Genomic DNA, 22254 nt, shown 5'->3' with positions numbered 1-22254 from the left:
GGATGCCGCCTCATCTGGGCATCCTTGTTTGCATGGTGGCGAATCGTGCGAATGGCCATGGTGGTTTTTAACTCTCTTAATGAAATTGGATATAATCAAACCTTCTTAAGTTTAGTAGGCAAGTGTTTTGAGAAACACTTTAAGTACATTACTCAACGAGGGTATCGGGTCATGAGATTTCATATCCCTTGAGATTTTGGCCCGTAAACAGAATTATTGGGTCATTGAGAGTTCATTGTCAAAAAAATGATGCCCAATAAGAAGGTTTGGCGGAACGAGTAGCCCTTTCTAAAAGGAAGGCAGGTCAAGCTTCTAATTATAAATTAAAAAGGATGCCCCTGTGGGCATCCTTTTTAATTCTTCATTTTTGGATCGAGGGCGTCTCTCAATCCGTCCCCCATTAGGTTGAATCCTAATACGGTCAACATAATTGCCAGCCCTGGGAAGATCATTGTCCACGGAGCATCCAGCATGTACCTGCGTGCGTCTGAAAGCATTTTTCCCCATTCAGGATCCGGCGGCTGTGCCCCCAGTCCCAAGAATCCAAGGGCAGCCGCTTCCAGGATGGCAGTTGCAATCGCCAGTGTTCCCTGAACGATGATTGGAGCCATACTGTTTGGAAGCACATGGCTGAATAGAATTCGTCTGTCACTCATTCCAATAGCTTTTGCCGCCATTACATACTCTTCTTGTTTCACACTGAGGACCCTGGATCTTATCAATCGGCCGAAGTTCGGTATATTGATAATGGCAATAGCGATTAAGGCATTTCTTAAAGAAGGCCCCAATGCAGCCACTACTGCGATTGCCAAGAGTATACTCGGGAAGGCCAACAGGATATCAAAGAACCTTGAAATAATGACATCGACCCATCTGCCATAATATCCGGCAATAATTCCCAATAGACTTCCTGCTACCGCTGAACCGATAACAGCGAAAAAGCCTACCGTAAGGGAAATCCTTGCACCGTGGATGATGCGGGATAGAATATCACGGCCAAAGTCATCTGTGCCAAGCCAATGTTCTGCAGAAGGTGCTTGAAGCCTGATGTCCAAATTCTGCTCATTAATGCCTTGAGGAGCGATAAGAGGAGCAAAAAGAGCAAGGATGATAAAGAATAGGACAATTCCAGAGCCTACCAAAGCCGTTTTATTTTTACGAAAACTTTTCCAAGCTTCCTTCCATGGAGAGATTGTCTCTTCTGTTTTTTGCTGTTTAATTTCACCTGTGTTTGGTGCCAGTTCTGCCATATTAGACACCTCTCTTTAATTGTATTTGATTCGTGGATCGACTGCTGCATACAGAAGATCGACAATAAGGTTGATTGTTACAAATATAGCTGCTACAACCAGGATTCCTGATTGGATAACCGGGTAATCACGGTAACTGATAGCATCAAATATGTACCTTCCAATTCCCGGCCAGCCGAAAATGGTTTCCGTCAAAATGGCTCCGCCGAGCAGAAGCCCCATTTGCAATCCGATGACCGTCAGTACGGGAATGACTGCATTTTTTAACGAATGTTTATAAACGACAAGGAACATTTTCAAGCCTTTTGCCCTTGCTGTCCGGATGTAATCCGATTTCATCACTTCCAGCATGCTGGATCGTGTCATCCTTGCAATGATTGCCATAGGAATCGTCGCAAGTGCTAACCCTGGAAGGATCAAATGTCGAATGACAGCGCCAAACTTTTGGAAGTCCCCTTGTATTAGGGTATCGAGCAAATACAGATTCGTTATAGCATTGACCGGATTTCGAATATCCTCACGGCCTGTAGTTGGCAGGAGATCAAGTTGAATGCCAAACACCCATTGTCCCATCAATCCGAGCCAGAAGATCGGCACTGAAACCCCAACTAACGCAAGGATCATTGCTGTATAATCAAACCAAGAATTCTGGAACCAGGCACTAATAATACCCGCATTCACTCCTATTACCACCGCGATAACCATGGCTACTAAGGCCAATTCAAACGTAGCTGCAAGGTAAGGCCATATCTCGCTGGCAACGGAAGATTTCGTCCTGATGGATTCCCCCAGGTTTCCTTGGAAAAGGCCGGCTAAGTACTCAAAGTACTGAATATACCAAGGGTTGTCCAATCCCAGCTGTGCTCTTAAAGCTGCAACAGCTTCTTTGGTAGCCTGCTGCCCAAGAATGGTTTGCGCCGGATCTCCCGGGATTGCCCTGATTATCATGAAAACGATAAATGTCATTCCGAAAAGTACAGGGATGAGCTGTAACAATCTGCGGATCGTATATTGAAACATTTTTGTTCACCTCTTCTAGTTAGGCATATTTTCTTGCTGCCCCATACTTGATAAAAAGCTTGAAGGTCGATTTTGGCTCACGCCCTGCAACCCATATAATATGTACAAAAGGGAGAAATCTGAGATATCCCCCCTTTTGTTTATTCCTTATTCTAGTTCTACACCACTCAACAAGTCTGATCCCGTTGGATGAGGTTTGAAGTTTTTGACTTTCGAGCTTCCAGCAAGTAATGGAGTGGAGTGCGCTAACGGAATCCATGGTGCATCTTCATGAATGATTTCCTGAGCCTGCTTGTAAAGCTCAGCGCGTTTGTCTTCATCTACTTCTGATTGAGCTTCAATTAATATATCATGAAGTTCATCATTGCTGTAGTAAGCGTAGTTGTTGCTTCCGATATTGTCTTTATCAAGAAGAGTATAAAGGAAGTTATCTGCATCTCCATTATCACCTGTCCAGCCAAGAAGGAATGCGTCCGCTTCACCTTTGCTTGCTTTGTCTAGGTATGTTGCCCACTCAAATGATACAATTTCAGCTTTGACACCAATCTTTGCAAAATCGGCCTGGATTGCTTCAGCAACTTTCTGACCATCCGGCATATATGGACGAGGAACAGGCATTGCCCATAGTTCCATTTCGAATCCATCAGGATAGCCTGCTTCTGCAAGCAATTCTTTCGCTTTATCAAGATCAAATTCATAAGCCTCGATATCATCGTTATATCCGTTGATTACCGGCGGCATTGGGTTCTTGGCCGGATCAGCTTTACCTTCGAAGAACGCGTCAATGATTGCTTGCTTATTCACGGCATGGTTAAGTGCCTGACGAACTTTCGGATTGTTGAATGGCTCTCTTGTATTTGTCAATCCAAGGTACCCTACGTTTAAGGATGGACGCTCAAACAATTGCAGTTTTTCGTCTTCTTGGATCTTCTCAGCATCACTAGGGTTGATACCGTCTGCCAAGTCAATCTCACCTGAAATCAAAGCATTTAGACGCGCAGAGTTTTCAGGAATGGATTTGAAGATAATTTGATCAAGTTTCGGCAAACCTTCCTGCCAGTAGTCTTCGTTTTTCTCAAGAACAATTTTGTCATTTTCTTTCCACTCAACAAATTTGAATGGACCAGTACCTGCATTTGTAGGCTGCTTCGCAAACTTGTCTCCAAGCTCTTCAACAGCTGTCGGGCTTGCGATTGAGAACATGCTCATCGCCAGGTTTTTCAAGAAAGGTGCTTGAGGACGTTTCAATGTGAATTCAACTGTCCCCTCATCAACAGCCTTAACCTCTTGGATTACGTGACCTTCATCTCCTTTAAAACCACCAAACATTGAACCGTAATAAGGAAATTCATCAGCACTTCCATTCATCCAGCGTTCAAAGTTGAACACTACAGCATCGGCATTGAAATCTGTTCCATCTTGGAACTTGACTCCATCCTGCAGTGTGAATGTGTATGTCAATCCATCTTCAGATACATCCCACTCTTTTGCAAGACCTGCTTGAACTTCTGTGTCCTGCTCTCCAAATTTAACAAGAGTTTCAAAAATGTTTTTCGTAACTTTAAATGATTCCCCATCAGTTACCGTAATCGGATCCAGTCCGACTGAATCACCCCCGCGTCCAAAAATCAACGTCTTTGAGGCTGAGTCACTGGATGACCCATCAGCTCCACAACCGTATAAAGCGGTGGAAACTGCCATTAGAAGTACTAAAAGTACTGCCCAGCTCCTTCTCTTCAAATAAATCCCCTCCAAATATTTTTTTTATATGCTTATATCACTTGCCATCTTCATAGAGATGACAAGCAACATAATGCCCTGGTAAATGTTCCTTGAACTCAGGTGTCTTGCTTTTACAAACATCCATTGCATGTGGACATCTTGTATGGAAAGCACACCCTGCCGGCGGATTTGAGGGGCTCGGAATATCCCCTTGCAAAAGGATTGTGTCCCTTTCAAAAGCCGGATCTGGAATCGGCACCGCAGACAATAGAGCCTGGGTATAAGGGTGCAGCGGCTTCGTATAAAGATTTTCACTTTCACTCAGCTCTACCATTCTTCCTAAATACATGACTCCCACTCTATCACTTATATGCCTGACCACCCCTAAATCATGAGCGATAAATATGTAGGTCAAATCAAATTCTTCCTGAAGGTCCTTCATCAAGTTGAGGACCTGGGCTTGAATGGATACATCAAGCGCAGACACGGGCTCGTCGGCGATTATCAGCTTAGGCTGCGTCATCAAGGCTCTCGCAATGCCGATTCTCTGTCTTTGTCCCCCACTGAACTGATGGGGGTATCTTTTGGCGTGATAACTGCTCAGTCCGACAATTTCAAGCAGCTCATGTACTTTTTTCTTTCTTTCCTTGGCAGAACCGATACCATGGACAATCAGGGGTTCTTCCAATATTTTTTCGACTGTATGCCTCGGGTTCAAAGAGGCATATGGATCCTGGAAAACCATTTGAATATCCCTGCGGATCTTTCGCATTTCTGCCTTTGAAAGACTTGTAAGCTCTTTATCTTCAAAAGTCACCTTGCCTTCTGAAGGGTCTATCAATCTCATTAACATCCGTCCGGTAGTCGACTTTCCGCAGCCGCTTTCTCCTACAATCCCAAGAGTCTCCCCTTTTTTCACCTGAAAAGAAACGCCGTCAACAGCTTTAACATGATTGACCGGCCGTCCCAAGATTCCGCCTGTAATGGGAAAATGTTTTTTAAGTCCCTCAACCTTTAACAGCGGTTCTGTCATGAGCTCTCTCCTCCTTGCTGTCATATAAAAAGCAGCGGCTTGTATGGCCTGGTGCCGTCTCATAAAGTTCCGGAGTTTCGCTTAAACAGCGGTCAAAGGCATATTCACATCGTGCCGCAAAGCGGCAGCCATGTTTGATGGACCCTGGTTTGGGAACACTTCCCGGAATGGAGTAAAGCTTCTGCTTTTTAAACCGCATATCCGGGACAGATTGGATAAGTCCCTTTGTATACGGGTGCTGAGGGTTTTTAAAAATTTCCTCAACAGTTCCTTCTTCAACAACTTTTCCTGAATACATAACGATAAGCCTTTCACACGTCTCGGCTACAACACCGAGGTCGTGGGTAATGAGGATGACCGCTGTATTCATTTCTTTATTCAATTGCTTCATCAGCTTTAGAATTTGTGCCTGGATTGTTACATCCAGTGCTGTTGTCGGTTCATCGGCAATCAATACTTTAGGGTCGCATGCCATGGCCATGGCAATCATGACTCTCTGCCTCATTCCTCCTGAAAGCTGATGTGGGTATTCATTCAATAACTCTTCCGCCCGTGGCAGACCGACAAGCTGCATAATCCTGACGGCATCCTTTCGTGCTTCTGCTTTACTGTTCTTTTTATGTATACGGATTGCTTCTGTGAGCTGGTTGCCAATCGTAAAGACCGGATTTAATGAAGTCATGGGCTCCTGAAAGATCATGGCAATGTCATTTCCACGAATTTCTCTCATTCTTTTTTCAGAAGCTTTTGTTAAATCCTCGTCTTTAAAAAGGATTTTCCCGCCTGTGACTTTTCCCGGCGGGCTTGGGACCAATCCCATAATCGATAGTGAAGTAACACTTTTCCCACAACCGGATTCGCCAACAATCCCCAAAATTTCTCCTTCATTTACATGGAAATTCACATTGTCTACCGCAGGTACTTCTCCGTCATCTGTAAAAAAGGTGGTTTGAAGCTCTTCCACTTTTAAAATAGGAGTATTTGCTGTCATCTCTATAACCCCCTTGATAAAACTATTAAAAATTTTATGTTTTTTCTGAAATCTCTTGTAATTTATTATACATAGCCTCTGAAAAGAATCAATAGCTAATATCCATTTAGTCGAAATAGTGACAATTTTCGGGGGATTTATCCTGTAACAAAACTCCTGATTTTATAGAAAAAAGAAGGAAAGGGAATTCTAGCGGCTTATGGGAAACTCTCATAGACATGAATTGCAAAAATAGCCTCTCAAAACGTCTTAAGGACCGCTCTCCGTCAATGAAGCCATAAAAAAGAGCTGAATCAAGTTGATTCAGCTCTTAGCCGCCCATAAATTCAAATTATAATTCAGCTCAGTCCCAAGGAACTATTGATCAAGCTGCTGGACTTGGAACAGTTTATGATAATGACCTTGTTTCTTCATAAGCTCGGAGTGTGTGCCCATCTCGGCAATTTCGCCGTATTCAATATGAATGATCCGGTCTGCATGTGTTATGGTAGAGAGTCTGTGTGCGACGATAAAAGTGGTGCGGTCCTTGGCAAGCTTCTCCATTGCCTCCTGAATAAGATGCTCACTTTCCAAATCCAAAGCAGAAGTTGCTTCATCAAGGATAAGAATGGGCGGATTTTTCAGAAAGACCCTGGCAATCGCAACCCTCTGTTTCTGGCCGCCGGAAAGTTTGACTCCCCGCTCGCCTACTTTTGTATCGTAGCCTTCCGGAAGACTCATGATAAACTCATGGGCATTTGCCGCTTTTGCCGCAGCGATAACATCTTCATCGGAAGCACCAGGCTTTCCAAACAGAATATTCTCTTTAACAGATTCACTGAACAAGATGTTATCTTGAAGCACCATTCCAATATTATTGCGGAGGCTTCTCACCTCATAGTCTTTAATATTTTTCCCATCGAGTGTGATCTTCCCGCGTGTTACATCATAAAAACGGGGAATCAGGCTGACGAGTGAAGATTTCCCTCCACCGCTCATCCCGACAAGCGCCACTGTTTCTCCTGCAGGAATCTTCAGATTGATGTCCCTCAGCACCTCTGCATCCTCGGTATTGTACTGAAAATGCACTTTATCAAAGATGATTTCCCCTTTGACATTTCTGCATTCTACCGCACCCGGCACATCATCGACATCATATTTTTCATCCATGAACTCAAAGACTCTGTCCATGGAAGCGATGGACTGTGTAAGGGTAGTAGATGAATTCACAAGTCTTCTCAGTGGACTATACAACCTGTCGATATAGGCAATAAATGCTGCCATAACCCCGACTGTTAAGCTGCCATTGATAACCTGCAGCCCTGCGTATCCGATAACAACCAAGGGAGCTATATCTGTAATTGTGTTAACGACCGCAAATGCTTTTGCATTCCAGCTCGTCTGTTTTAAAGCTTTATCCAGGAAGTGACTGTTATGTCCTCTGAAGTTATTCTGTTCATGGTCTTCCACTGCAAAGCTTTTGATAACTGACATTCCCTGGACACGTTCGTGAAGATAGCTTTGCACTTCTGCAAGCGCCTGCGATCTGTCCCTTGTCAATTTTCTCAGGTTGCCGAAAAAATACTTTACTGAAATAGCGTAGAACGGAAAGGCGATGAGAGACACAAGTGTCAAACCAACATCATATGTAAACATGATTGAAACGGCAATGATGATTGTCGCCACGTCCAGCCACAAGTTCATCAGGCCTGTGATGACAAAGTTCTTTGTCTGCTCAACATCATTGATCAATCTTGAAATGACCTCTCCAGCCCTTGTATTGGAATAATATTTAAAGCTCAGTTTTTGTGTATGGCTGAACAATTTATCTCTTAAATCATAGAGAATTTTACTTCCTGTCCACTGTGCAAAATATTGTCTGTAATATTCAACCGGCGGACGCACTATGACAAAGATAACGATCATGACCCCCATGATCATCAGAAGCTTATCCTTTTTTTCACCATTGGATAGGGTATCGCTCCCGACAATATCATCAATAACATATTGAATTAATATTGGGATCAGCAACGGTATGGCAAACTTGATGATACCAATGATAAGCGTTCCGATAATCTGCAGCCTGTATGGTTTTACAAACTGCATAAAACGTTTTATGCTATCCATCCATTCATCCTCCTCCCGGTATCTTTCCCTATGAAAACAATAAAAAAACCTGTTGATTCAAGCCCAACAGGTTTTACTGCCTCATGCAGATTTGTTAACCGGTTTTATTTCCTGTGATAAAGAAATCTTTCATACCAAACATCGATAAAGTCGGGTGCAAATGGCCCTTTCCGCTGCCTGATCCAGCGGACAAGCTTGTCCACATTCCTCTTTAAAATATGGTCGATGACATCTGGATACCCCATCAGTTTTCTATGTGTTTCATACTCGTCCTCGTCGAGCAGCGTATAGGTCATATCCGGAAACACTTTGATATCAAGGTCATAGTCTATATATTTCAATGCCTCATGATCATAAACAAAAGGTGAACTCAGATTGCAATAATAATAAATTCCATCTTCCCGTATCATGCAAATGATATTGAACCATAGCTCTGCATGAAAATAACAAATGGCTGGTTCACGGGTAATCCATGTCCTTCCGTCCGATTCAGTTACCATCGTCCGGTCGTTTCCCCCGATAACAAGATTTCTCGTACCTTTTAATACTGTCAGTTCATTCCAGACACGATGGATATTCCCATCATGCTTATAACTATGTATTTGTATTGGTTGCCCTTCGCTGGGAACCGCCATCAGTCTCCCCTGCCTTCCTGCAGAATATTCCGCTAATCTATTAAGTCTATTTTATTATTATAACGTTTTGAGAATAATTTTAAAACAAAAGAGCCATTGTTAATTTAGCAATGGCTCTTTCTCAAGTTATTTATTGTTGGATGTTTTAAAGAGTAATGTTATTTTCTAGCTAAACGGTAAGCTGATTTACGCTACAGGTGCGTGACTCCGCGGGGCGGGCGTTGAGCCTCCTCGGCTGCGCCTGCGGGGTTACGTTCCAGTGGGTACGTAACCTTGGTCTCACCTGTCCCGCTGATCCCGCAGGAGGTCACACACCTTCCGCTTCAATCAAACAAATATTTGTATTAATGCAATATATAAATTTTAAAAACCACAAACTTTGCGAAAAAGCCATTAATAATTGCCTCCTTTCCGCTACAGGACGTACGACTCCTCCCCAATTGAAGAGATATTATTACTCTGAAGCTAAATATCTATCGACTTGGAGGCCTACAACACAATCAACTTACAAAGCCTTATTGTAAAAAAAGAGGGGAAGCGACTTCCTCACGGGAGACGCAGCACGTTTGGAGGGATTGACCGGTTCACTAGTCCTGATTCAACTCCCTGCACTCAAGTGTTCCACATCACCCTTTCCAAAAAAGAAAAAAGAGCCACTTCGGCTCTGGAAGATTTGCATTCAGATTAGGACCTTTTCTTCAGCATATACTTGGATTACTTCATTGGTTTGATCCTGAAAAACTTTCTGAATCTCTTTGAGTTCTTTTTTCATCATGGAGATTTCCTGATGAATTGAATCCAGCTTTGATTGCTGCTGCAACTCAACTAGTTCCTTCTCGATTTCCTGGCATCGTTCTATTTCTGATTGAATGAACAGGAGTTTATCCATTGTTTCCAACTGTTCGCTAATCAGCTTGTTAAATTGGGACATCACAATCACCCGCTTTCTCGGAAGTTCTCCCTAATAACATTCCCTGTCTTTATGTAAATCCCTTTGACTAGTTATGTCGCTTGAAGGCTTTGTTTGTCGGTTAGTTTATTTTTTATATTATGTAGAAATTAATCAACTCACTTTTGGTCTTTAGAACTTCCTAAAGACACTTTCACTCTCAAATCGGCTCGCTTTTGGTCTTTAAAACCTTCCTTAAGACACTTTCATCTTCAAATTGACTCGCTTTTGGTCTTTAGAACCCTCCTAAAGGCACTTTCCCCCTCAAATCACCCGGTTTAAAGAAACTAAATCCACTGGAGGCCCTCATCAAAGATTTCAATTAGCAATGTAACCCGCTATATGTCATTCAGCCACCTTAAAAACGGGAAAAGGCACCCTGTTACCAGCAGGGTGCCTTTTCTTGAAAATTATTGTTGGTTTTTCTTAGCTTGAGATTGTGCGTTTTGTTGTTTTACTTGCTGCACATCAGTCTCAGAAGCAAACTCGGCACCGTATTGGCCAGCTTGTCCTTGAGCTTGAGCGTTTTGTTGTTTTACGTGTTGTACGTTAGTTCCTGATTGCGTTTGGTTGCGTTTTGCCATTTGTAATCACCTCCACGCTTGTTAATTTAACCAAGGAGGCGAATTACTATTCCAAAAAAATTATTAAAAAATGGTCTTTTTCAAAAGTCTATTTTTCCAGGCTCAGACTAACAGTGAACGTCCTCCATCCACAATGATAGTCTGCCCGCGAATCATGGATGCTTCGTCTGAAACAAGGAACATTACAGCATTTACGAGATCTTCAATTTCGACCATTCTGCCTGCAGGCGTTTTGGTGCGCGCATCTTCCAATAATTCTTCTCTGTTAGGGAAATGCGTCAATGCATCCGTGTCGATCGCCCCGCCGGAAACAGCATTGACGACGATATTTTCTTTTGAAAGCTCCACTGCCAGGTAACGCGTGAGTGCTTCGACTGCCGCTTTTGACACTCCGACCGTCGTGTAGTTATCAAGATACCGGATCGAGCCTAATGAGCTGATGCTGACAATTTTCCCTCCAGCTTCTTTATCCATAAGTTTGGCCGCTTCCTGTGCACAGAAAAGAAGCGCCTTGCTGTTGATATTCATTGTCCAGTCCCAATGGGATTCTTCCAGTTCCATGGCAGGCCTTAACACACCGGATGCCGCATTATTGATGAAAACATCAAGCCTCCCGAATTCTTCTTTGATTTTCTGAAACATCGTCTTGATTTTTTCAACATCCCCGACGTTCGCTCTGACAATTATAGCCTTTCTTCCAAGTTTCTCAATTTCCTCTGCAGTTTCCAATGCAGCTTTTTTGCTTCTGGCATAGTTCACTACAATGTCATAGCCTTCTTGAGCGAGTTTTAGAGCCAATGCTTTACCGACACCCCGGCTGCTTCCTGTTACTAATGCTACTTTATTTGTCATTCTAAATTGCCCCTTTCCTAATCACTTTCATTTTAGCCTTTAATGGCATAATCAACAATGTTTACAGAGAAACTATAACCAATCACGCTAAGGAGGATTCTATATGTATGTTGGCAGAGATATGACAGAGATCTCCATGATTCCGAAAACGGAATGGGACAAGAGTGAGCTGGCCTTTTTCCACCATTCCCTTCAACAGATGGTTCCCTATTTGAATGCCGAGGGACAGACTATCCACAGGAAAATCGTAGAAGAGATTGAAAGCAGGGGCGGCCTGAAGCGAAATGAGGCCGACGCCGTGCATGGAACAAAGGTTACTTATGACTGATAAAATGAAGCTGCCTTGGAATTAAGTTTCAAGGCAGCTCTTTTTATAGCTTTTCCAAATTTTTTGATGAGAAACAGGATAGGCGAATTGAGTAAGCTCTTCTTTCTCGACAAGCTTTAATTTTTCCGAGATTTCACTGCTGTCCTTCACTTGGCCGACATACACATCGATATTCCAAACCAAGTGCGAGAATACATGCTCAATTTTTGTCAGGAGGCCATGTTCAATATCTGCCTCAACATTATATTCTACCTTCAAAAACTCTTCCAGCTGTTTCCTATGGGACCCAAACGAATCAAGCTCGAAATTTGGAAATTCCCAAAGGTTGGCCAGCAATCCTGTTGAAGGACGCTTATGGATTAAAAACCGGCCATCTTCAGTTTTCAAAACTACTGCGCCCATTTGAAGCTTTTTAGCACTTTTCTTCTTTGTTTTAATCGGCAGCGTATCCTGAACACCTTCATTGAATGCATTGCAATGCTCCCTCACAGGACATAACAGGCATTTAGGAGAGGTTGGCGTACATATTAAAGCTCCCAGCTCCATCAATGCCTGATTAAAATAAGAGGGATTCTCATGTGAGATGAGTTTGCGGACTGCCTCTTCAAATACTTTCCTGGATGATGGCTTGGCTATGTCTTCCCAAATCGTCAAGATCCTTGACAAAACCCGCATAACATTTCCATCTACCGCAGGTTCGGGTTTTCCATAGGCAATACTCAAAATTGCGCCCGCGGTATAAGGTCCGACTCCTTTCAGCTTGGAAATTTCCTTCGGTTCAGACGGCACTACACCGCCATAGGTGTCACGAACTTCTTTAACGGCGGATTGCAGATTTCTGGCCCTGGAATAATAGCCCAGCCCTTCCCAAGCTTTCAGAACATCCTCCTCATCTGCGGAGGCAAGTGCTTCTATTGTAGGAAACTTATTGATAAAATTAAGAAAATAAGGAATAACTGTATCCACTCTGGTTTGCTGAAGCATGATCTCAGACACCCAAACCTTATAAGGATCACTGTCTTCTCTCCATGGAAGCTGCCTATGTTCAGCAGTAAACCAGTCGAGTAAATCTCTCTTAAATGTCTCTATGTCAATTTCTTCTATATGTGTTAAAGGATTACTCTCCACTTTTGTACCTCCAAGATGTTAAACCTTCACTTATTGAGGGAATATAATACTAACGAAGTTTTTATTCGATCAGCTTTTTTAAAAGAGCTTCAACCCAAAACAATTCATTTTGTTAAGGCCTCCCGAAATGCAGTCATCGAGCATGCCAAACAACAGATGCTGTCGGGATTTCCTTAATTTTTTCAATGCATGGTAATGAGATTCCGTCGGCAGTGTAATGACTTCAATAAAAGCAGTACTGCTTCCGGGAGAAGGCAGCCACTTGATATCGATTGCATCATAAGACTCCAGGCTCTGCAGGATGTTTTTCATTAGCTGCTGATAATGCTCAATCGACGATTCTTTGATTTCGTACTGAATATACATTTGAAGTGAATGATTCATTGAAATCATCTCCTTTTATACCATATCATTTTCGTCCATGAAAACAAGACATATATGACTGGAATTAATGCTAAAAATTTTCCGTAATAACCTTGTTAAAGGAGGATTCACCTTGGATACAGGTACACATATAGTCATGGGGTTTGCCATCGGCGGGCTTGCAACACTTGATCCTGTTGTAGCTGAAAATGCGGCGACCTCACAGGGTGTTTTAATTGGGGCCATCATTGGTTCACAGATTCCCGATATTGATACCGTATTAAAATTGAGAAATAATGCTGTTTATATCCGTAACCACCGGGGAATCACCCATTCCATCCCCGCCGTACTGATATGGCCGCTGCTCATATTGGCCGTTCTCTATCCATTTTATCCCGAAGCTAATCTGCTTCACTTATGGATTTGGACATTTCTTGCTGTTTTCCTCCATGTATTTGTCGACATTTTCAACGCCTATGGAACCCAGGCAATAAGACCTTTTTCGTCGAAATGGGTCGCATTGGGGGTCATCAACACGTTTGATCCGATTATATTCGGCATTCATATCATCGGGCTGGTCCTGTGGGGATTCGGATTTGAACCAGGTCCTACGTTTCTGTACATGTATATGATTATCATCTTGTATTACATTTTGAGATTCTTTGTACAAAATGCAGTTAAATCAGCAGTACGGAAAAAGATTCCTGATGCAGAAAAAATCATCGTTTCATCCACTTTGCATTTTTACCAATGGAGATTGGCAATCGTTACTAAAGAGTTTTTCTATGTAGCGAGGGCATATGGAAGTTCCATTACTTTCTTTGAGAAGTATAAGCGAATCCCTGTTCCTGATAACCCGGTCATCAATGCAGCAAAGAAAGATAAAAATCTGTCGGCATTCTTATCCTTCTCTCCTGTATACAGATGGGAGATAGAGGAATTTGAAGAAGACGGCTATGAAGTAAGATTCATCGACTTGAGGTATCGAAGCAACGGACACTATCCTTTTGTCGCGGTAGTGAAACTGAACGATGAATTAGATATTGAAAGTTCCTACACCGGATGGATCTACAGCGAAGAAAAATTGAGGAAGAAACTGGAAGTGATTCCTGATTAAATAAAAGGTGCCGCAAATATGGCACCTCTTTTTAATGGCTTATATCACTTTTATTTTCAAGCATATGACTGTACTTTGGGTTCTTCGATGCAAACTCATGAAGTCTGCTTCCATAACTGTCTATCCACTGTTTCACCAGCCTGCTTGTCATTTCTTGCCCCAGGTATTCTCCCCTGGCTTTGGCGTACGTGGTTTCAAAGTCTTCCCATAATAACTCGACCCAGGTCCTAGCCCTTGCATAAGATAATTCTTCATTCTTTTCTAATAGTTCATTTGTTAATTCCTCATGAAATGTATCCATTATTATATCCTCCATTCCCAATATTTTTAATGATAACTGTCCAGTTTAAGTTCCATACTAATAGTACGTAATCAGCAGATCCAATGGCGATTTGCTTTTTACGAGGTGACCATCATTATTCTCGGGAGGAATACAATGCGCAATAAAGAAAGAGGCTTCCCTAACCAGAATAACAATAAATTTGAAGGTGAACCGCGGGCAAAGCCGGAGTATGCTTCCAAGAGGGCTGACGGTACCATCAATACTCATCCCCAGGAACGCATGGCTGCATCAAACCAGCGTGAAAGCGATTCAGTTTAAGTTCTAGAGGTAAGCCATTATTAAGGAGGCGGTTGTTTTGGGTATGGGCAAAAAGAACAACTCAAACAAATTTGACAGGAACTATGTGAGTCCTTTCAATCAGGCTTTTTATAATGCCAAACACGCACACTCACAGGCTAATGGGCATACCACTCAAACTCAAGACTTAATCATTCTCGAAAATCAAACCCGTAAAAGATCATAAGACAAAAGGAAACAAGGCAGGCCTTTGAGCCCCTTGTTTCCTTTTATTATTTCTTCCTGTTCAGCATGGAGATCGGCAGTGCTTCTTCCTGGCCCGATCCACCCAGTCGGTACCCCCATGCAAATACACCGTTCATGTAATCAATTCTGAAGTAAACCCCAGGGTCTCCTTCAATCCCATATATTTCACCCGGCTTAAAATCTTCAGGGTTCAGCAGGTAGGCTTGGGCCATCAATGCTTTTCTTTCCAGGACAGCAAACTCATTCACCATTCCCAGCTGTTCCGCTTTTCTGGCTTTTTCTTTCAATTGTGCAATTTCCTGCTGTAATTCATATTCGGTCAATTCACTGTATCTTGTTTCTTTCTCCACAATGTTCACTCCATTCACTTTCATTATAGGAAAAATGACAAGATAAATAAAGTTTGGTTTAATATGAGTGCTGAAGGAAAAAATATTATCAGGGAAATATGGCGGCAGGTTTCAAAGTGGTGTGACGTCGGTTCGATATATGGTTAAGGCGGCTGATGAACTATATGGTGCATCAATCGGAGGGATTCCCTTGATGAATGGTTTTAATTGGTGCATCATATCGGAAGGTTCACAAAATGATGCCTTAATAATAGCTTTTTTAGTACATCATATCGGGACACCTAATGCAATGATGTCCTAATACAGGCTTTTTTGGTACATCATATCGGGACACCTTATGCAATGATGTCCTAAATACAGGCTTTTTGGTACATCATATAGGGACGCCTAATGCAATGATGTCCTAATACAGGCTTTTTTGGTACATCATATCGGGGTTCTCAACACAATGATGTCCCAATAATGCGGTATACCAGGATGTCACCTAAATCATGACCTAATAAAGTTTTACATCAAGCTTATTACAATTGGACCCTAATCTGGGTGCCTTAATCTTTTTTATTTGGAGAGAAATTAACAATCAGGGGGATTACATATGAAAACAGCAGTAATTTCAGGCGGCGGCTCAGGGCTTGGCAGAGAGCTTGCGAAAGTATATAGCAACGACGGATATCATATTCTACTTCTAGGCAGGACTGAGGAAAAACTTCAATCTGTTAAGGAGGAAATTGTTACGGACGGCGGAACTGCCTCATATATGACGGTGGATATTGCCTCTACTGAAGCAGTCGAAAAGGTCAGCAAAGAAATTAAAGACCATCATGATGTTCAGCTTCTCATCAATAATGCCGGTGTTGGAATCTTCGGGCCATTTCTTCATGCACCATTTGAAGACATGGAGAAAATGCTGTCAGTTAATTTCCTTGGAACAGTTTATTTAACTAAAGCGCTGCTTCCTTCCATGGTCTCCAAGGACTCAGGAACGATCATCAATGTCATTTCAACTGCCGGGCTGCGTGGCAAGAAAAACGAATCATACTATGCCGCAAGCAAATTTGCCTTACGAGGGTTTGCAGAAAGCCTGCAGAAGGAATTTGAAGAAACAGGAATCGAGATCATTAATGCCTATATGGGCGGTATGAACACCCCGTTCTGGGATGAATCAGAACATGTGAAAGATCCCAGCAGGCTTCGTTCACCAAGAGAAGTGGCGGAAATCATCTATGAAGAAAGCAAAACTTCAACTGATATCACCATCGAATCCAAAAAATAAATCACTTTAACACATTAAAGCACTAAGAGGGACTGTCCCTCTTAGTGCTTTAATGTGTTAAAGGATGCTATCCTATTCTTCCTCTTTCAGCCTCTCGATGGCCTCATCGATTTCTTCCATCATGAAACCTTTTCGGTATAAATTCTGTTTCATTTTCATTTCATAGTCATAGCCGGTGAATTTTGACTTAAGGCGGTTATGGGCTTTTCTTGCATGAACAAGGACTGCTTCCAGCTTCTCGTCTTCTGACTTTTCATTAGCGGTTTCTTCCCACGCAATATTGATGATGGAAAAAGGATATCCCTTTCGTGCCAGGTTTTGCTCAATTTTCTGCTTCGTCACTTTAGTGGAATCTTTTTTATATTTGTTAAAGAGCTTATTTGTTAAAGTCATCGCTTTTTCCAGTTGAATATCCTTTGTAAAGGCTGAAAGCGCGTCATCAATCAATGCCTTGTCCACTCCTTTTGAGGCAAGTTCCCTTTCAACGGTCCCCGGCCCTTTATCCGAAGTGTTGATCTGGGTATTTACATAGGCCTGGGCAAATTCCCCGTCATTCAAGTAATCATATTTCTTTAATTTTTCCATAGCCTCAGCTGCCACCGCATCCCCGAGGTCTTTTTTCTTAAGGTAATCGGAAACTTCCTTTTCTGTCCTCATCCGGAATGAAAGATAATGGATGGCCAGGTTAAAAGCTTTTCGAACGTCGTCTTCATAGCCGATATCCGCCATAGCAAGTTCATCGATTTCTTTTCCCTTGCCCAGCTGAAACCTGGCAAGAATCTCTTCATCAACACTGAAGGAGTATTCACCATCAATGAAGATGTTGTATCTCTCTTCGTTTTTCACTTGTTTACTTATCTTTGTGATAATTCCCATTTAAAACACCTCCATATTAATGTAACACATCCAAAATGTTTTTTATTATCAGGAGGGGTAAAATAACTACAAAGCGTAAAAAAAGGAGGTAATGAGATGAAAGCAGTGATATCAGGCGGAACGGGATTCGTCGGAAGTGCATTGACGGAAGAACTGCTCGACAATGGATATAAAGTTTCCATTTTAACAAGGAACCCTGACAAACATGAGAGCCGGCAGAATGTTTCTTATATTAAATGGCTGACAGAAGGGGCTCACCCTGAAAAAGAGCTTGAAGGCAGCAATATCTTCATCAATCTTGCCGGCGAATCCATCAACAGCGGCCGGTGGACGGAGGAACGGAAAAATAGAATCTTGAAGAGCCGGGTTGATGCAACCAGGGAAATGATCAGAATTCTTGAAAACCTTGATGAAAAGCCTTCCGTTTTCATCAATGCGAGTGCGATTGGAATTTATGAAGCATCAGAAACAAAGACTCACACTGGCACAGACTTCCTTGCAGAAACGGTCAAAAGATGGGAATTTGAAGCAAGCAAAGCCAGGGAGTTCGACATCCGGACAGCCTGCACCCGATTTGGGATTATCCTGGGAAAAGGTGAAGGAGCACTTCCTAAAATGGCACTTCCCTATAAGCTCTTTGCCGGGGGCACAGTCGGCTCCGGTAAGCAATGGATGTCATGGGTTCATATTGGAGATGTTGCAAAAGCAATCCGGTTCGTCATTGAAACAAGCCGAATTGAAGGACCTGTCAATGTGACGGCTCCTTCCCCAGTTACGATGAAAGAGCTCGGAAAGACACTGGGTGACGTGCTGAACAGGCCCCATTGGATAGCGGCACCTGCCTTTGCCATCAAAGCCGCCATGGGGGAAATGAGCAAGTTAGTACTGGAAGGACAGAAAGTGATTCCTTCGATATTGATGGAGAATGGATACTCATTTGAATACCCCGACCTTAAAGAAGCACTGATCGAGATTTATCGACATTAAAGTATGATTTCTCAAATGATAGGAAAAAATAGGCATATACTCATTTGAGAAAGGATGATTTCTGTGGATAAAAAGCGTAAAGAGAAAACAAAATCAGCACTGTCTTCTATGCAAGAGGTGACCTATTCCCGTGAATTCAAGCGGGCGGACAGAGCGGGCGGTTTCACTCAGAAAAAGCATTAAGCCCGTCATTATACGAAAAAGTGTGTATCAAAAAATACCTCTTTTAAAAACATGAGCCTGGTCAATACTAAGGGAGCGAAAACAATTGCTGTTTTTCGCTCCTTTATCTTTCTCAAATCGAAAGGGGACGGTTGTAATGGGCAGAGCACATGGACATAAAACACGTGATAAAAATAAGAATAAACTTCCTCAGGTTCCGAAAAACATGAAAGCTGATGGCGTTGATGAAGAATTTTCACGCGAGATTGCCGATCAAGCTGACATGGAAGCACAAGCGCGCGCCAATGCAGCTAACCAGCGCCAGCAGGTCGCAAATCGAAATAAACGATAAACAATGACGAAAGATGGTCCTCTAGATGGACCATCTTTTTTTCCACAATTATACTCAAAAGTTGTTAATTACCTGTTAATAGTAATCCACAATGCAATGTGGATAATGTTGATAACTTTCTGAAAATTAACAATAATAACGTTTTCATTGTGAATAACCTTGTTTATAAAATACTTTAACGCATTAACGCACGAAGAGGGACAGTCCCTCTTCGTGCGTTAATGCGTTAATAAATAAAAGAGCCGCTTCAATGAGCGGCTTCCTCAGCTGTTACTTTTTCAAAACCAGTTTCGCGACACTTTCGACATGGGCCGTTTGCGGGAACATATCCACTGGCTGGATGTATTCCACATCATAAGATTTGCTTAATGTTTTTAAATCTTTTGCAAGTGTTGATGGATTGCACGAAACATATATGAATTTTTTCGGTTTCACTTTTAAAATTGTATTTAAGAAGCTCGGCTCGCATCCTGTTCTTGGCGGATCCACCACGACGACATCCGGCCTCCAGCCTTCTGCCTTCCATTTCGGCAGCCATTCTTCTGCAGTTCCCACCTCGTAAGTCGCATTGTCCATCCCAAATTTTTTGCTGTTTTTTCTGGCATTCTCAATTCCTTCTTTGACAACATCCATTCCGCGGATTTCTTTTGCACCGTTTGAAAGCCACATTCCAATCGTACCGACACCGCAATACGCATCGACGAGCTTTTCATGTCCAGTCAACGCTGCTGCATCTCTTACTTCGTTGTAAAGATGGATGGTTTGAGTAGGATTCAACTGAAAGAATGCACGGGCTGATAGTTCATAGGAAAACTTATCAAGACGCTCAACGATCGATTCTGTACCATAGAGATGGATTGTTTCGTTTCCGAAAATGAGTGAGGTCGCCTTCGGGTTGATATTCTGTGCGACTGATTTTACTTCCGGCAGGCGTTTGGTGATTTCGGACAGTATCATGTCTTTGCGAGGAAGTTCTTTTCCAACGGTAACCAGAACAACTTGAACTTCCCCAGTCGTCACGCCCACTCTTGTGACAACAGTTTTAACGATTCCTTTTTTTGTTCTTTCATTATAAATCGGTACTTTGAAATCACTCAGAATTTTCTTTACCGTGTTCGTCACTTTATTTGTTGAAGGGTGCTGCACGATGCATTCCGGAATATCCACGAGCTTGTGAGAGTTCAGGCTGTACAAACCGGATATGATTTTCCCATCTCTAAACCCAAGTTGGAATTGGCTTTTATTACGGTAGAACCAAGGCTCCACCATACCAATCATTGGTTTGACATCAAGCTTCTCCAAATCGAATTTAGTGTGGCGCTCAAGGGCCTGCATGAGAATATCTCTTTTTTCAACCAGCTGCTGCTCATAACTCAAATGCTGAAGCTGACAGCCCCCGCACTGTTCATAGACAGGGCATGGCGGTTTCGTCCGGTGTTCCGATCTTTTTCTTACTTTTTTCACCCGGCCTTCTGCAAACTTCGGGTGTACTTTTACTGCTTCTACCACAACTTCTTCCCCTGGCAGGGCCCCTGGAACAAAAACGACCTGTCTCTTAAAATAGCCGACGCCTTCTCCATTGATACCTAGCCTTTTAATCGTCAGCGGAAATTGTTGTTTTTCTTTTATCTTCATCGTTTTATCATTCTTCACTGTTTCACTTCCTATTTTCAATACTTCTCCACAAATATAATGAAGCATAGCTCAAGTATGGATTCCATGCTGCACTCATTTTATCTATTTCAGCCAATGACGGCTTCCTGTCCATTCCATACAGTTTTTTCAAGGCATTTTGGATGCCGATATCTGTCTTCGGAAAAAGGTTAAGTCTGCCCAAGGCAAACATCAGGTAGTTTTCTGCCGTCCAGGGCCCTATCCCCCTTAGCTTCACCAATTCTTTTAAAATCTCTTCATCCGATTTTTCTTCAAGCTCCTGCAAGTTCAACCGCCCTTCGGCAATCTCCTTCGATACACCGATCACATACTCAGCTTTCCTCTGGCTGAATTGCATCTCTCTGAGTTCACTTATATCCAATTCTGCTACATCAGAAGGTTGGGGATAAAACCACACGCCATCTTTCTGCCTTCCATACTTTTGGACAAACCTCTGTGTTAGCGTATGGGCAAAAGCCAAATTAAGCTGCTGGTGTATTATGCTTTTCATCAACGTAGCATAGGGGCTGAATTCAAGTACAATGGGTGTCCCTGAATGTTCAATAAATATATCCCTCAGGTCCGTATCCAAAAAATGCTGATGAATGTCCCGAAGAGTGCCTTCCCACTGAAAAATCCTCTTCAGATAGGCTAACCTGCTATCATCAGCATCTTCACTTTCCATTTTTATTAAAAAAGAAGGATTATCACTCGTACCGGTTGCCGTCACCGTTAAAACCTCATCCTCTTTCCCATAAAACGGAACTTTCACCGTTCGGTTGTCAGTATCCACAGCGTTCAGCGGATCTAAAGACAACCTGTCCAAAACCAAATCAAAATTATATGGAGGCAAGACCGTAACCGTTATTTCTCTCATAGCACCCTCACTTTTGCAAAACGTTTATGAGTATTATAGCACTTCCTAAGTGATGGGTATAAACGTTTGCCCTTTAAAGGGTGTTCAATGTTTTTTGGCTCATTCGAGTGAAACTTTGTTTCACTCGCCTTTCAGCTATGCTGAAAGGTCGCAAGGGTAAGATTCTTCTTTTCTTTCAACACAAAAGAAGACCTGGCGTCTCCTGTAAACTTAAATTCTTTCTTTTTGGAATTGAGATAGTTATAGACGATTGTTTCTGCATTATAGTTGGAAGGGGCTGTCAATTTACCGGAAATAAATTCTGGGGTACCTGCTTTCTCGCTCCATTTCACTTTCTCCGCTAAATCAGGAGCAGCAAAAGCTGTTGAAGATATTGCTGGACTGATCATTAATCCAGCAGTCAATCCTAAGGCCAGTACTTTCTTGTTCATCAATAACATCACTCCATTCTGATTTTTCTAACTATTTAAACTATTTATTAACTATAAAGGAATCTAGTACGTAATTAAATAGGTATATAGGACCATAAAGTATGCTATGAATTACGCATTAAGTGATTCCGAGAAAAAAACCTATTATAAAGTGGATGTCGTACCTATATTGGGCGATTCCGTCTGAAACACCACATTATAAAGTAACCACAGCGCCTATATTGGGTGATTCCGTTCCGTAGCTGCATAATCGGTATCTTACCCTCGACTTCAAGCGCACTATCCAACGCTCTGCCTATCTATCATTCGACAAATTCCGGGGGTGCCTGTAGTCTCCCCCTTATAATGGACATATAAGTTATCATGAAGATACGACAAATATGCATTTA

Annotated in this window: 27 protein-coding genes; 9 read left to right on the top strand and 18 right to left on the bottom strand. The window is 42.4% G+C overall.

The window, feature by feature from the left end:
• Positions 1–353 precede the first annotated feature (353 nt).
• The 10 genes from nikC to fabL form a co-directional block, all read right to left on the bottom strand.
• The gene (gene nikC, locus BSG1_RS07140; protein ID WP_006836302.1) at positions 354–1250 is read right to left on the bottom strand and encodes a nickel transporter permease; all 897 of its coding nucleotides are present in this window, start codon (positions 1248–1250) and stop codon (positions 354–356) included.
• Between the two features lie 15 nt (positions 1251–1265).
• Entirely contained in the window at positions 1266–2270 is a 1005-nt protein-coding gene (locus BSG1_RS07135; RefSeq protein ID WP_006836301.1) for an ABC transporter permease, read from the bottom strand.
• Positions 2271–2417: 147 nt separating this feature from the next.
• The gene (locus BSG1_RS07130) at positions 2418–4010 is read right to left on the bottom strand and encodes an ABC transporter substrate-binding protein (protein WP_232214210.1); all 1593 of its coding nucleotides are present in this window, start codon (positions 4008–4010) and stop codon (positions 2418–2420) included.
• Between the two features lie 37 nt (positions 4011–4047).
• Positions 4048–5025 carry an ABC transporter ATP-binding protein gene (locus BSG1_RS07125; protein WP_006836298.1) on the bottom strand — a complete coding sequence of 326 codons (978 nt, stop codon included), beginning with the start codon at positions 5023–5025 and terminating at the stop codon, positions 4048–4050.
• Complete coding sequence (locus tag BSG1_RS07120; protein WP_006836297.1) at positions 5000–6016, bottom strand: ABC transporter ATP-binding protein; 1017 nt, start codon at positions 6014–6016, stop codon at positions 5000–5002. Before BSG1_RS07120 ends, BSG1_RS07125 begins: the two co-directional genes overlap by 26 nt.
• Positions 6017–6373: 357 nt before the next feature.
• The gene (locus BSG1_RS07115) at positions 6374–8122 is read right to left on the bottom strand and encodes an ABC transporter ATP-binding protein (protein WP_044022550.1); all 1749 of its coding nucleotides are present in this window, start codon (positions 8120–8122) and stop codon (positions 6374–6376) included.
• A 104-nt stretch (positions 8123–8226) separates the two neighbouring features.
• Positions 8227–8757 carry a nucleoside tri-diphosphate phosphatase gene (gene ntdP, locus BSG1_RS07110; RefSeq protein ID WP_006836295.1) on the bottom strand — a complete coding sequence of 177 codons (531 nt, stop codon included), beginning with the start codon at positions 8755–8757 and terminating at the stop codon, positions 8227–8229.
• Positions 8758–9436: 679 nt separating this feature from the next.
• Positions 9437–9688: a YgaB family protein gene (locus BSG1_RS07105; protein WP_006836293.1), complete on the bottom strand. Its 252-nt coding sequence runs from the start codon at positions 9686–9688 to the stop codon at positions 9437–9439.
• A 428-nt stretch (positions 9689–10116) separates the two neighbouring features.
• Positions 10117–10290, bottom strand: a complete 174-nt coding sequence (locus BSG1_RS07100) for a gamma-type small acid-soluble spore protein (RefSeq protein ID WP_006836292.1) — start codon at positions 10288–10290, stop codon at positions 10117–10119.
• Between the two features lie 102 nt (positions 10291–10392).
• Positions 10393–11142 carry an enoyl-[acyl-carrier-protein] reductase FabL gene (fabL, locus tag BSG1_RS07095; RefSeq protein WP_006836291.1) on the bottom strand — a complete coding sequence of 250 codons (750 nt, stop codon included), beginning with the start codon at positions 11140–11142 and terminating at the stop codon, positions 10393–10395.
• Positions 11143–11245: 103 nt separating this feature from the next.
• Here fabL and BSG1_RS07090 point away from each other — a divergent pair, with 103 nt between their 5' ends.
• On the top strand, positions 11246–11470 hold the full coding sequence (locus tag BSG1_RS07090) for a hypothetical protein (protein ID WP_006836290.1): 225 nt from the start codon (positions 11246–11248) through the stop codon (positions 11468–11470).
• Positions 11471–11491: 21 nt separating this feature from the next.
• Here the strand turns inward: BSG1_RS07090 and mutY are convergent, their stop codons facing one another.
• Positions 11492–12598 carry an A/G-specific adenine glycosylase gene (gene mutY / locus BSG1_RS07085; protein ID WP_006836289.1) on the bottom strand — a complete coding sequence of 369 codons (1107 nt, stop codon included), beginning with the start codon at positions 12596–12598 and terminating at the stop codon, positions 11492–11494.
• Positions 12599–12676: 78 nt separating this feature from the next.
• Complete coding sequence (locus BSG1_RS07080; protein WP_044022549.1) at positions 12677–12982, bottom strand: hypothetical protein; 306 nt, start codon at positions 12980–12982, stop codon at positions 12677–12679.
• A 112-nt stretch (positions 12983–13094) separates the two neighbouring features.
• Here BSG1_RS07080 and BSG1_RS07075 point away from each other — a divergent pair, with 112 nt between their 5' ends.
• Positions 13095–14078, top strand: coding sequence for a metal-dependent hydrolase (locus tag BSG1_RS07075; protein ID WP_044022548.1), 984 nt, complete (start codon positions 13095–13097; stop codon positions 14076–14078).
• 31 nt (positions 14079–14109) lie between these two features.
• On the opposite strand, the gene BSG1_RS07070 is transcribed toward BSG1_RS07075, so the two are convergent.
• Positions 14110–14379, bottom strand: a complete 270-nt coding sequence (locus BSG1_RS07070) for a YfhJ family protein (RefSeq protein ID WP_198008209.1) — start codon at positions 14377–14379, stop codon at positions 14110–14112.
• Positions 14380–14514: 135 nt separating this feature from the next.
• Here BSG1_RS07070 and BSG1_RS07065 point away from each other — a divergent pair, with 135 nt between their 5' ends.
• Both BSG1_RS07065 and BSG1_RS20240 read left to right on the top strand, forming a co-directional pair.
• Positions 14515–14679, top strand: a complete 165-nt coding sequence (locus tag BSG1_RS07065; protein WP_044022547.1) for a small, acid-soluble spore protein K — start codon at positions 14515–14517, stop codon at positions 14677–14679.
• Between the two features lie 43 nt (positions 14680–14722).
• On the top strand, positions 14723–14884 hold the full coding sequence (locus tag BSG1_RS20240) for a YpzG family protein (protein ID WP_006836284.1): 162 nt from the start codon (positions 14723–14725) through the stop codon (positions 14882–14884).
• 46 nt (positions 14885–14930) lie between these two features.
• Here BSG1_RS20240 and BSG1_RS07060 read toward each other — a convergent pair whose 3' ends face one another.
• Entirely contained in the window at positions 14931–15278 is a 348-nt protein-coding gene (locus BSG1_RS07060; protein ID WP_006836283.1) for a YfhH family protein, read from the bottom strand.
• A 43-nt stretch (positions 15279–15321) separates the two neighbouring features.
• On the opposite strand from BSG1_RS07060, the gene BSG1_RS07055 reads away from it, so the two are divergent.
• Positions 15322–15555 carry a hypothetical protein gene (locus BSG1_RS07055; protein ID WP_006836282.1) on the top strand — a complete coding sequence of 78 codons (234 nt, stop codon included), beginning with the start codon at positions 15322–15324 and terminating at the stop codon, positions 15553–15555.
• 294 nt (positions 15556–15849) lie between these two features.
• A complete protein-coding gene (locus BSG1_RS07050; RefSeq protein ID WP_006836281.1) occupies positions 15850–16527 on the top strand; it encodes an SDR family NAD(P)-dependent oxidoreductase in 678 nt (225 codons plus the stop codon).
• Between the two features lie 72 nt (positions 16528–16599).
• On the opposite strand, the gene recX is transcribed toward BSG1_RS07050, so the two are convergent.
• Complete coding sequence (gene recX, locus BSG1_RS07045) at positions 16600–17403, bottom strand: recombination regulator RecX (RefSeq protein ID WP_006836280.1); 804 nt, start codon at positions 17401–17403, stop codon at positions 16600–16602.
• A gap of 96 nt (positions 17404–17499) precedes the next feature.
• On the opposite strand from recX, the gene BSG1_RS07040 reads away from it, so the two are divergent.
• The 3 genes from BSG1_RS07040 to BSG1_RS07035 all read left to right on the top strand — a co-directional run bounded on the left by BSG1_RS07040 (position 17500) and on the right by BSG1_RS07035 (position 18904).
• The gene (locus BSG1_RS07040) at positions 17500–18390 is read left to right on the top strand and encodes a TIGR01777 family oxidoreductase (protein WP_006836279.1); all 891 of its coding nucleotides are present in this window, start codon (positions 17500–17502) and stop codon (positions 18388–18390) included.
• Between the two features lie 54 nt (positions 18391–18444).
• Positions 18445–18573, top strand: coding sequence for a YfhE family protein (locus tag BSG1_RS20235; RefSeq protein WP_006836278.1), 129 nt, complete (start codon positions 18445–18447; stop codon positions 18571–18573).
• Between the two features lie 136 nt (positions 18574–18709).
• Positions 18710–18904, top strand: coding sequence for a YfhD family protein (locus BSG1_RS07035; RefSeq protein ID WP_006836277.1), 195 nt, complete (start codon positions 18710–18712; stop codon positions 18902–18904).
• A gap of 270 nt (positions 18905–19174) precedes the next feature.
• Here the strand turns inward: BSG1_RS07035 and rlmD are convergent, their stop codons facing one another.
• From rlmD to BSG1_RS07020, 3 genes are all read right to left on the bottom strand, one after another.
• Complete coding sequence (gene rlmD / locus BSG1_RS07030) at positions 19175–20539, bottom strand: 23S rRNA (uracil(1939)-C(5))-methyltransferase RlmD (protein WP_232214211.1); 1365 nt, start codon at positions 20537–20539, stop codon at positions 19175–19177.
• 22 nt (positions 20540–20561) lie between these two features.
• Positions 20562–21434 (bottom strand): DNA-3-methyladenine glycosylase family protein, encoded by an 873-nt coding sequence (locus BSG1_RS07025; RefSeq protein WP_006836275.1) that lies wholly within the window; start codon positions 21432–21434, stop codon positions 20562–20564.
• A 131-nt stretch (positions 21435–21565) separates the two neighbouring features.
• On the bottom strand, positions 21566–21865 hold the full coding sequence (locus BSG1_RS07020; RefSeq protein WP_232214209.1) for a hypothetical protein: 300 nt from the start codon (positions 21863–21865) through the stop codon (positions 21566–21568).
• Positions 21866–22254 lie beyond the last annotated feature (389 nt).

It is taken from the genome of Bacillus sp. SG-1, from assembly GCF_000181495.1.
Classification (GTDB): Bacteria; Bacillota; Bacilli; order Bacillales; family Bacillaceae_B; genus Rossellomorea.
Note: the sequence above shows the minus strand (reverse complement) of the source record. Positions and strands in the feature narration are given on the sequence as shown.

Excerpts from the sequence above, each read along its gene's own strand:
- nikC (WP_006836302.1), bottom strand. The coding sequence starts at position 1,250 with ATGGCAGAACTGGCACCAAACACAGGTGAAATTAAACAGCAAAAAACA.
- BSG1_RS07135 (WP_006836301.1), bottom strand. The coding sequence starts at position 2,270 with ATGTTTCAATATACGATCCGCAGATTGTTACAGCTCATCCCTGTACTT.
- BSG1_RS07125 (WP_006836298.1), bottom strand. The coding sequence starts at position 5,025 with ATGACAGAACCGCTGTTAAAGGTTGAGGGACTTAAAAAACATTTTCCC.
- BSG1_RS07120 (WP_006836297.1), bottom strand. The coding sequence starts at position 6,016 with ATGACAGCAAATACTCCTATTTTAAAAGTGGAAGAGCTTCAAACCACC.
- BSG1_RS07115 (WP_044022550.1), bottom strand. The coding sequence starts at position 8,122 with ATGGATAGCATAAAACGTTTTATGCAGTTTGTAAAACCATACAGGCTG.
- ntdP (WP_006836295.1), bottom strand. The coding sequence starts at position 8,757 with ATGGCGGTTCCCAGCGAAGGGCAACCAATACAAATACATAGTTATAAG.
- BSG1_RS07105 (WP_006836293.1), bottom strand. The coding sequence starts at position 9,688 with ATGTCCCAATTTAACAAGCTGATTAGCGAACAGTTGGAAACAATGGAT.
- BSG1_RS07100 (WP_006836292.1), bottom strand. The coding sequence starts at position 10,290 with ATGGCAAAACGCAACCAAACGCAATCAGGAACTAACGTACAACACGTA.
- fabL (WP_006836291.1), bottom strand. The coding sequence starts at position 11,142 with ATGACAAATAAAGTAGCATTAGTAACAGGAAGCAGCCGGGGTGTCGGT.
- BSG1_RS07090 (WP_006836290.1), top strand. The coding sequence starts at position 11,246 with ATGTATGTTGGCAGAGATATGACAGAGATCTCCATGATTCCGAAAACG.
- BSG1_RS07080 (WP_044022549.1), bottom strand. The coding sequence starts at position 12,982 with ATGAATCATTCACTTCAAATGTATATTCAGTACGAAATCAAAGAATCG.
- BSG1_RS07070 (WP_198008209.1), bottom strand. The coding sequence starts at position 14,379 with ATGGATACATTTCATGAGGAATTAACAAATGAACTATTAGAAAAGAAT.
- BSG1_RS07065 (WP_044022547.1), top strand. The coding sequence starts at position 14,515 with ATGCGCAATAAAGAAAGAGGCTTCCCTAACCAGAATAACAATAAATTT.
- BSG1_RS20240 (WP_006836284.1), top strand. The coding sequence starts at position 14,723 with ATGGGCAAAAAGAACAACTCAAACAAATTTGACAGGAACTATGTGAGT.
- BSG1_RS07060 (WP_006836283.1), bottom strand. The coding sequence starts at position 15,278 with ATGAAAGTGAATGGAGTGAACATTGTGGAGAAAGAAACAAGATACAGT.
- BSG1_RS07050 (WP_006836281.1), top strand. The coding sequence starts at position 15,850 with ATGAAAACAGCAGTAATTTCAGGCGGCGGCTCAGGGCTTGGCAGAGAG.
- recX (WP_006836280.1), bottom strand. The coding sequence starts at position 17,403 with ATGGGAATTATCACAAAGATAAGTAAACAAGTGAAAAACGAAGAGAGA.
- BSG1_RS07040 (WP_006836279.1), top strand. The coding sequence starts at position 17,500 with ATGAAAGCAGTGATATCAGGCGGAACGGGATTCGTCGGAAGTGCATTG.
- BSG1_RS20235 (WP_006836278.1), top strand. The coding sequence starts at position 18,445 with ATGATTTCTGTGGATAAAAAGCGTAAAGAGAAAACAAAATCAGCACTG.
- BSG1_RS07035 (WP_006836277.1), top strand. The coding sequence starts at position 18,710 with ATGGGCAGAGCACATGGACATAAAACACGTGATAAAAATAAGAATAAA.
- rlmD (WP_232214211.1), bottom strand. The coding sequence starts at position 20,539 with ATGAAGATAAAAGAAAAACAACAATTTCCGCTGACGATTAAAAGGCTA.
- BSG1_RS07025 (WP_006836275.1), bottom strand. The coding sequence starts at position 21,434 with ATGAGAGAAATAACGGTTACGGTCTTGCCTCCATATAATTTTGATTTG.
- BSG1_RS07020 (WP_232214209.1), bottom strand. The coding sequence starts at position 21,865 with ATGAACAAGAAAGTACTGGCCTTAGGATTGACTGCTGGATTAATGATC.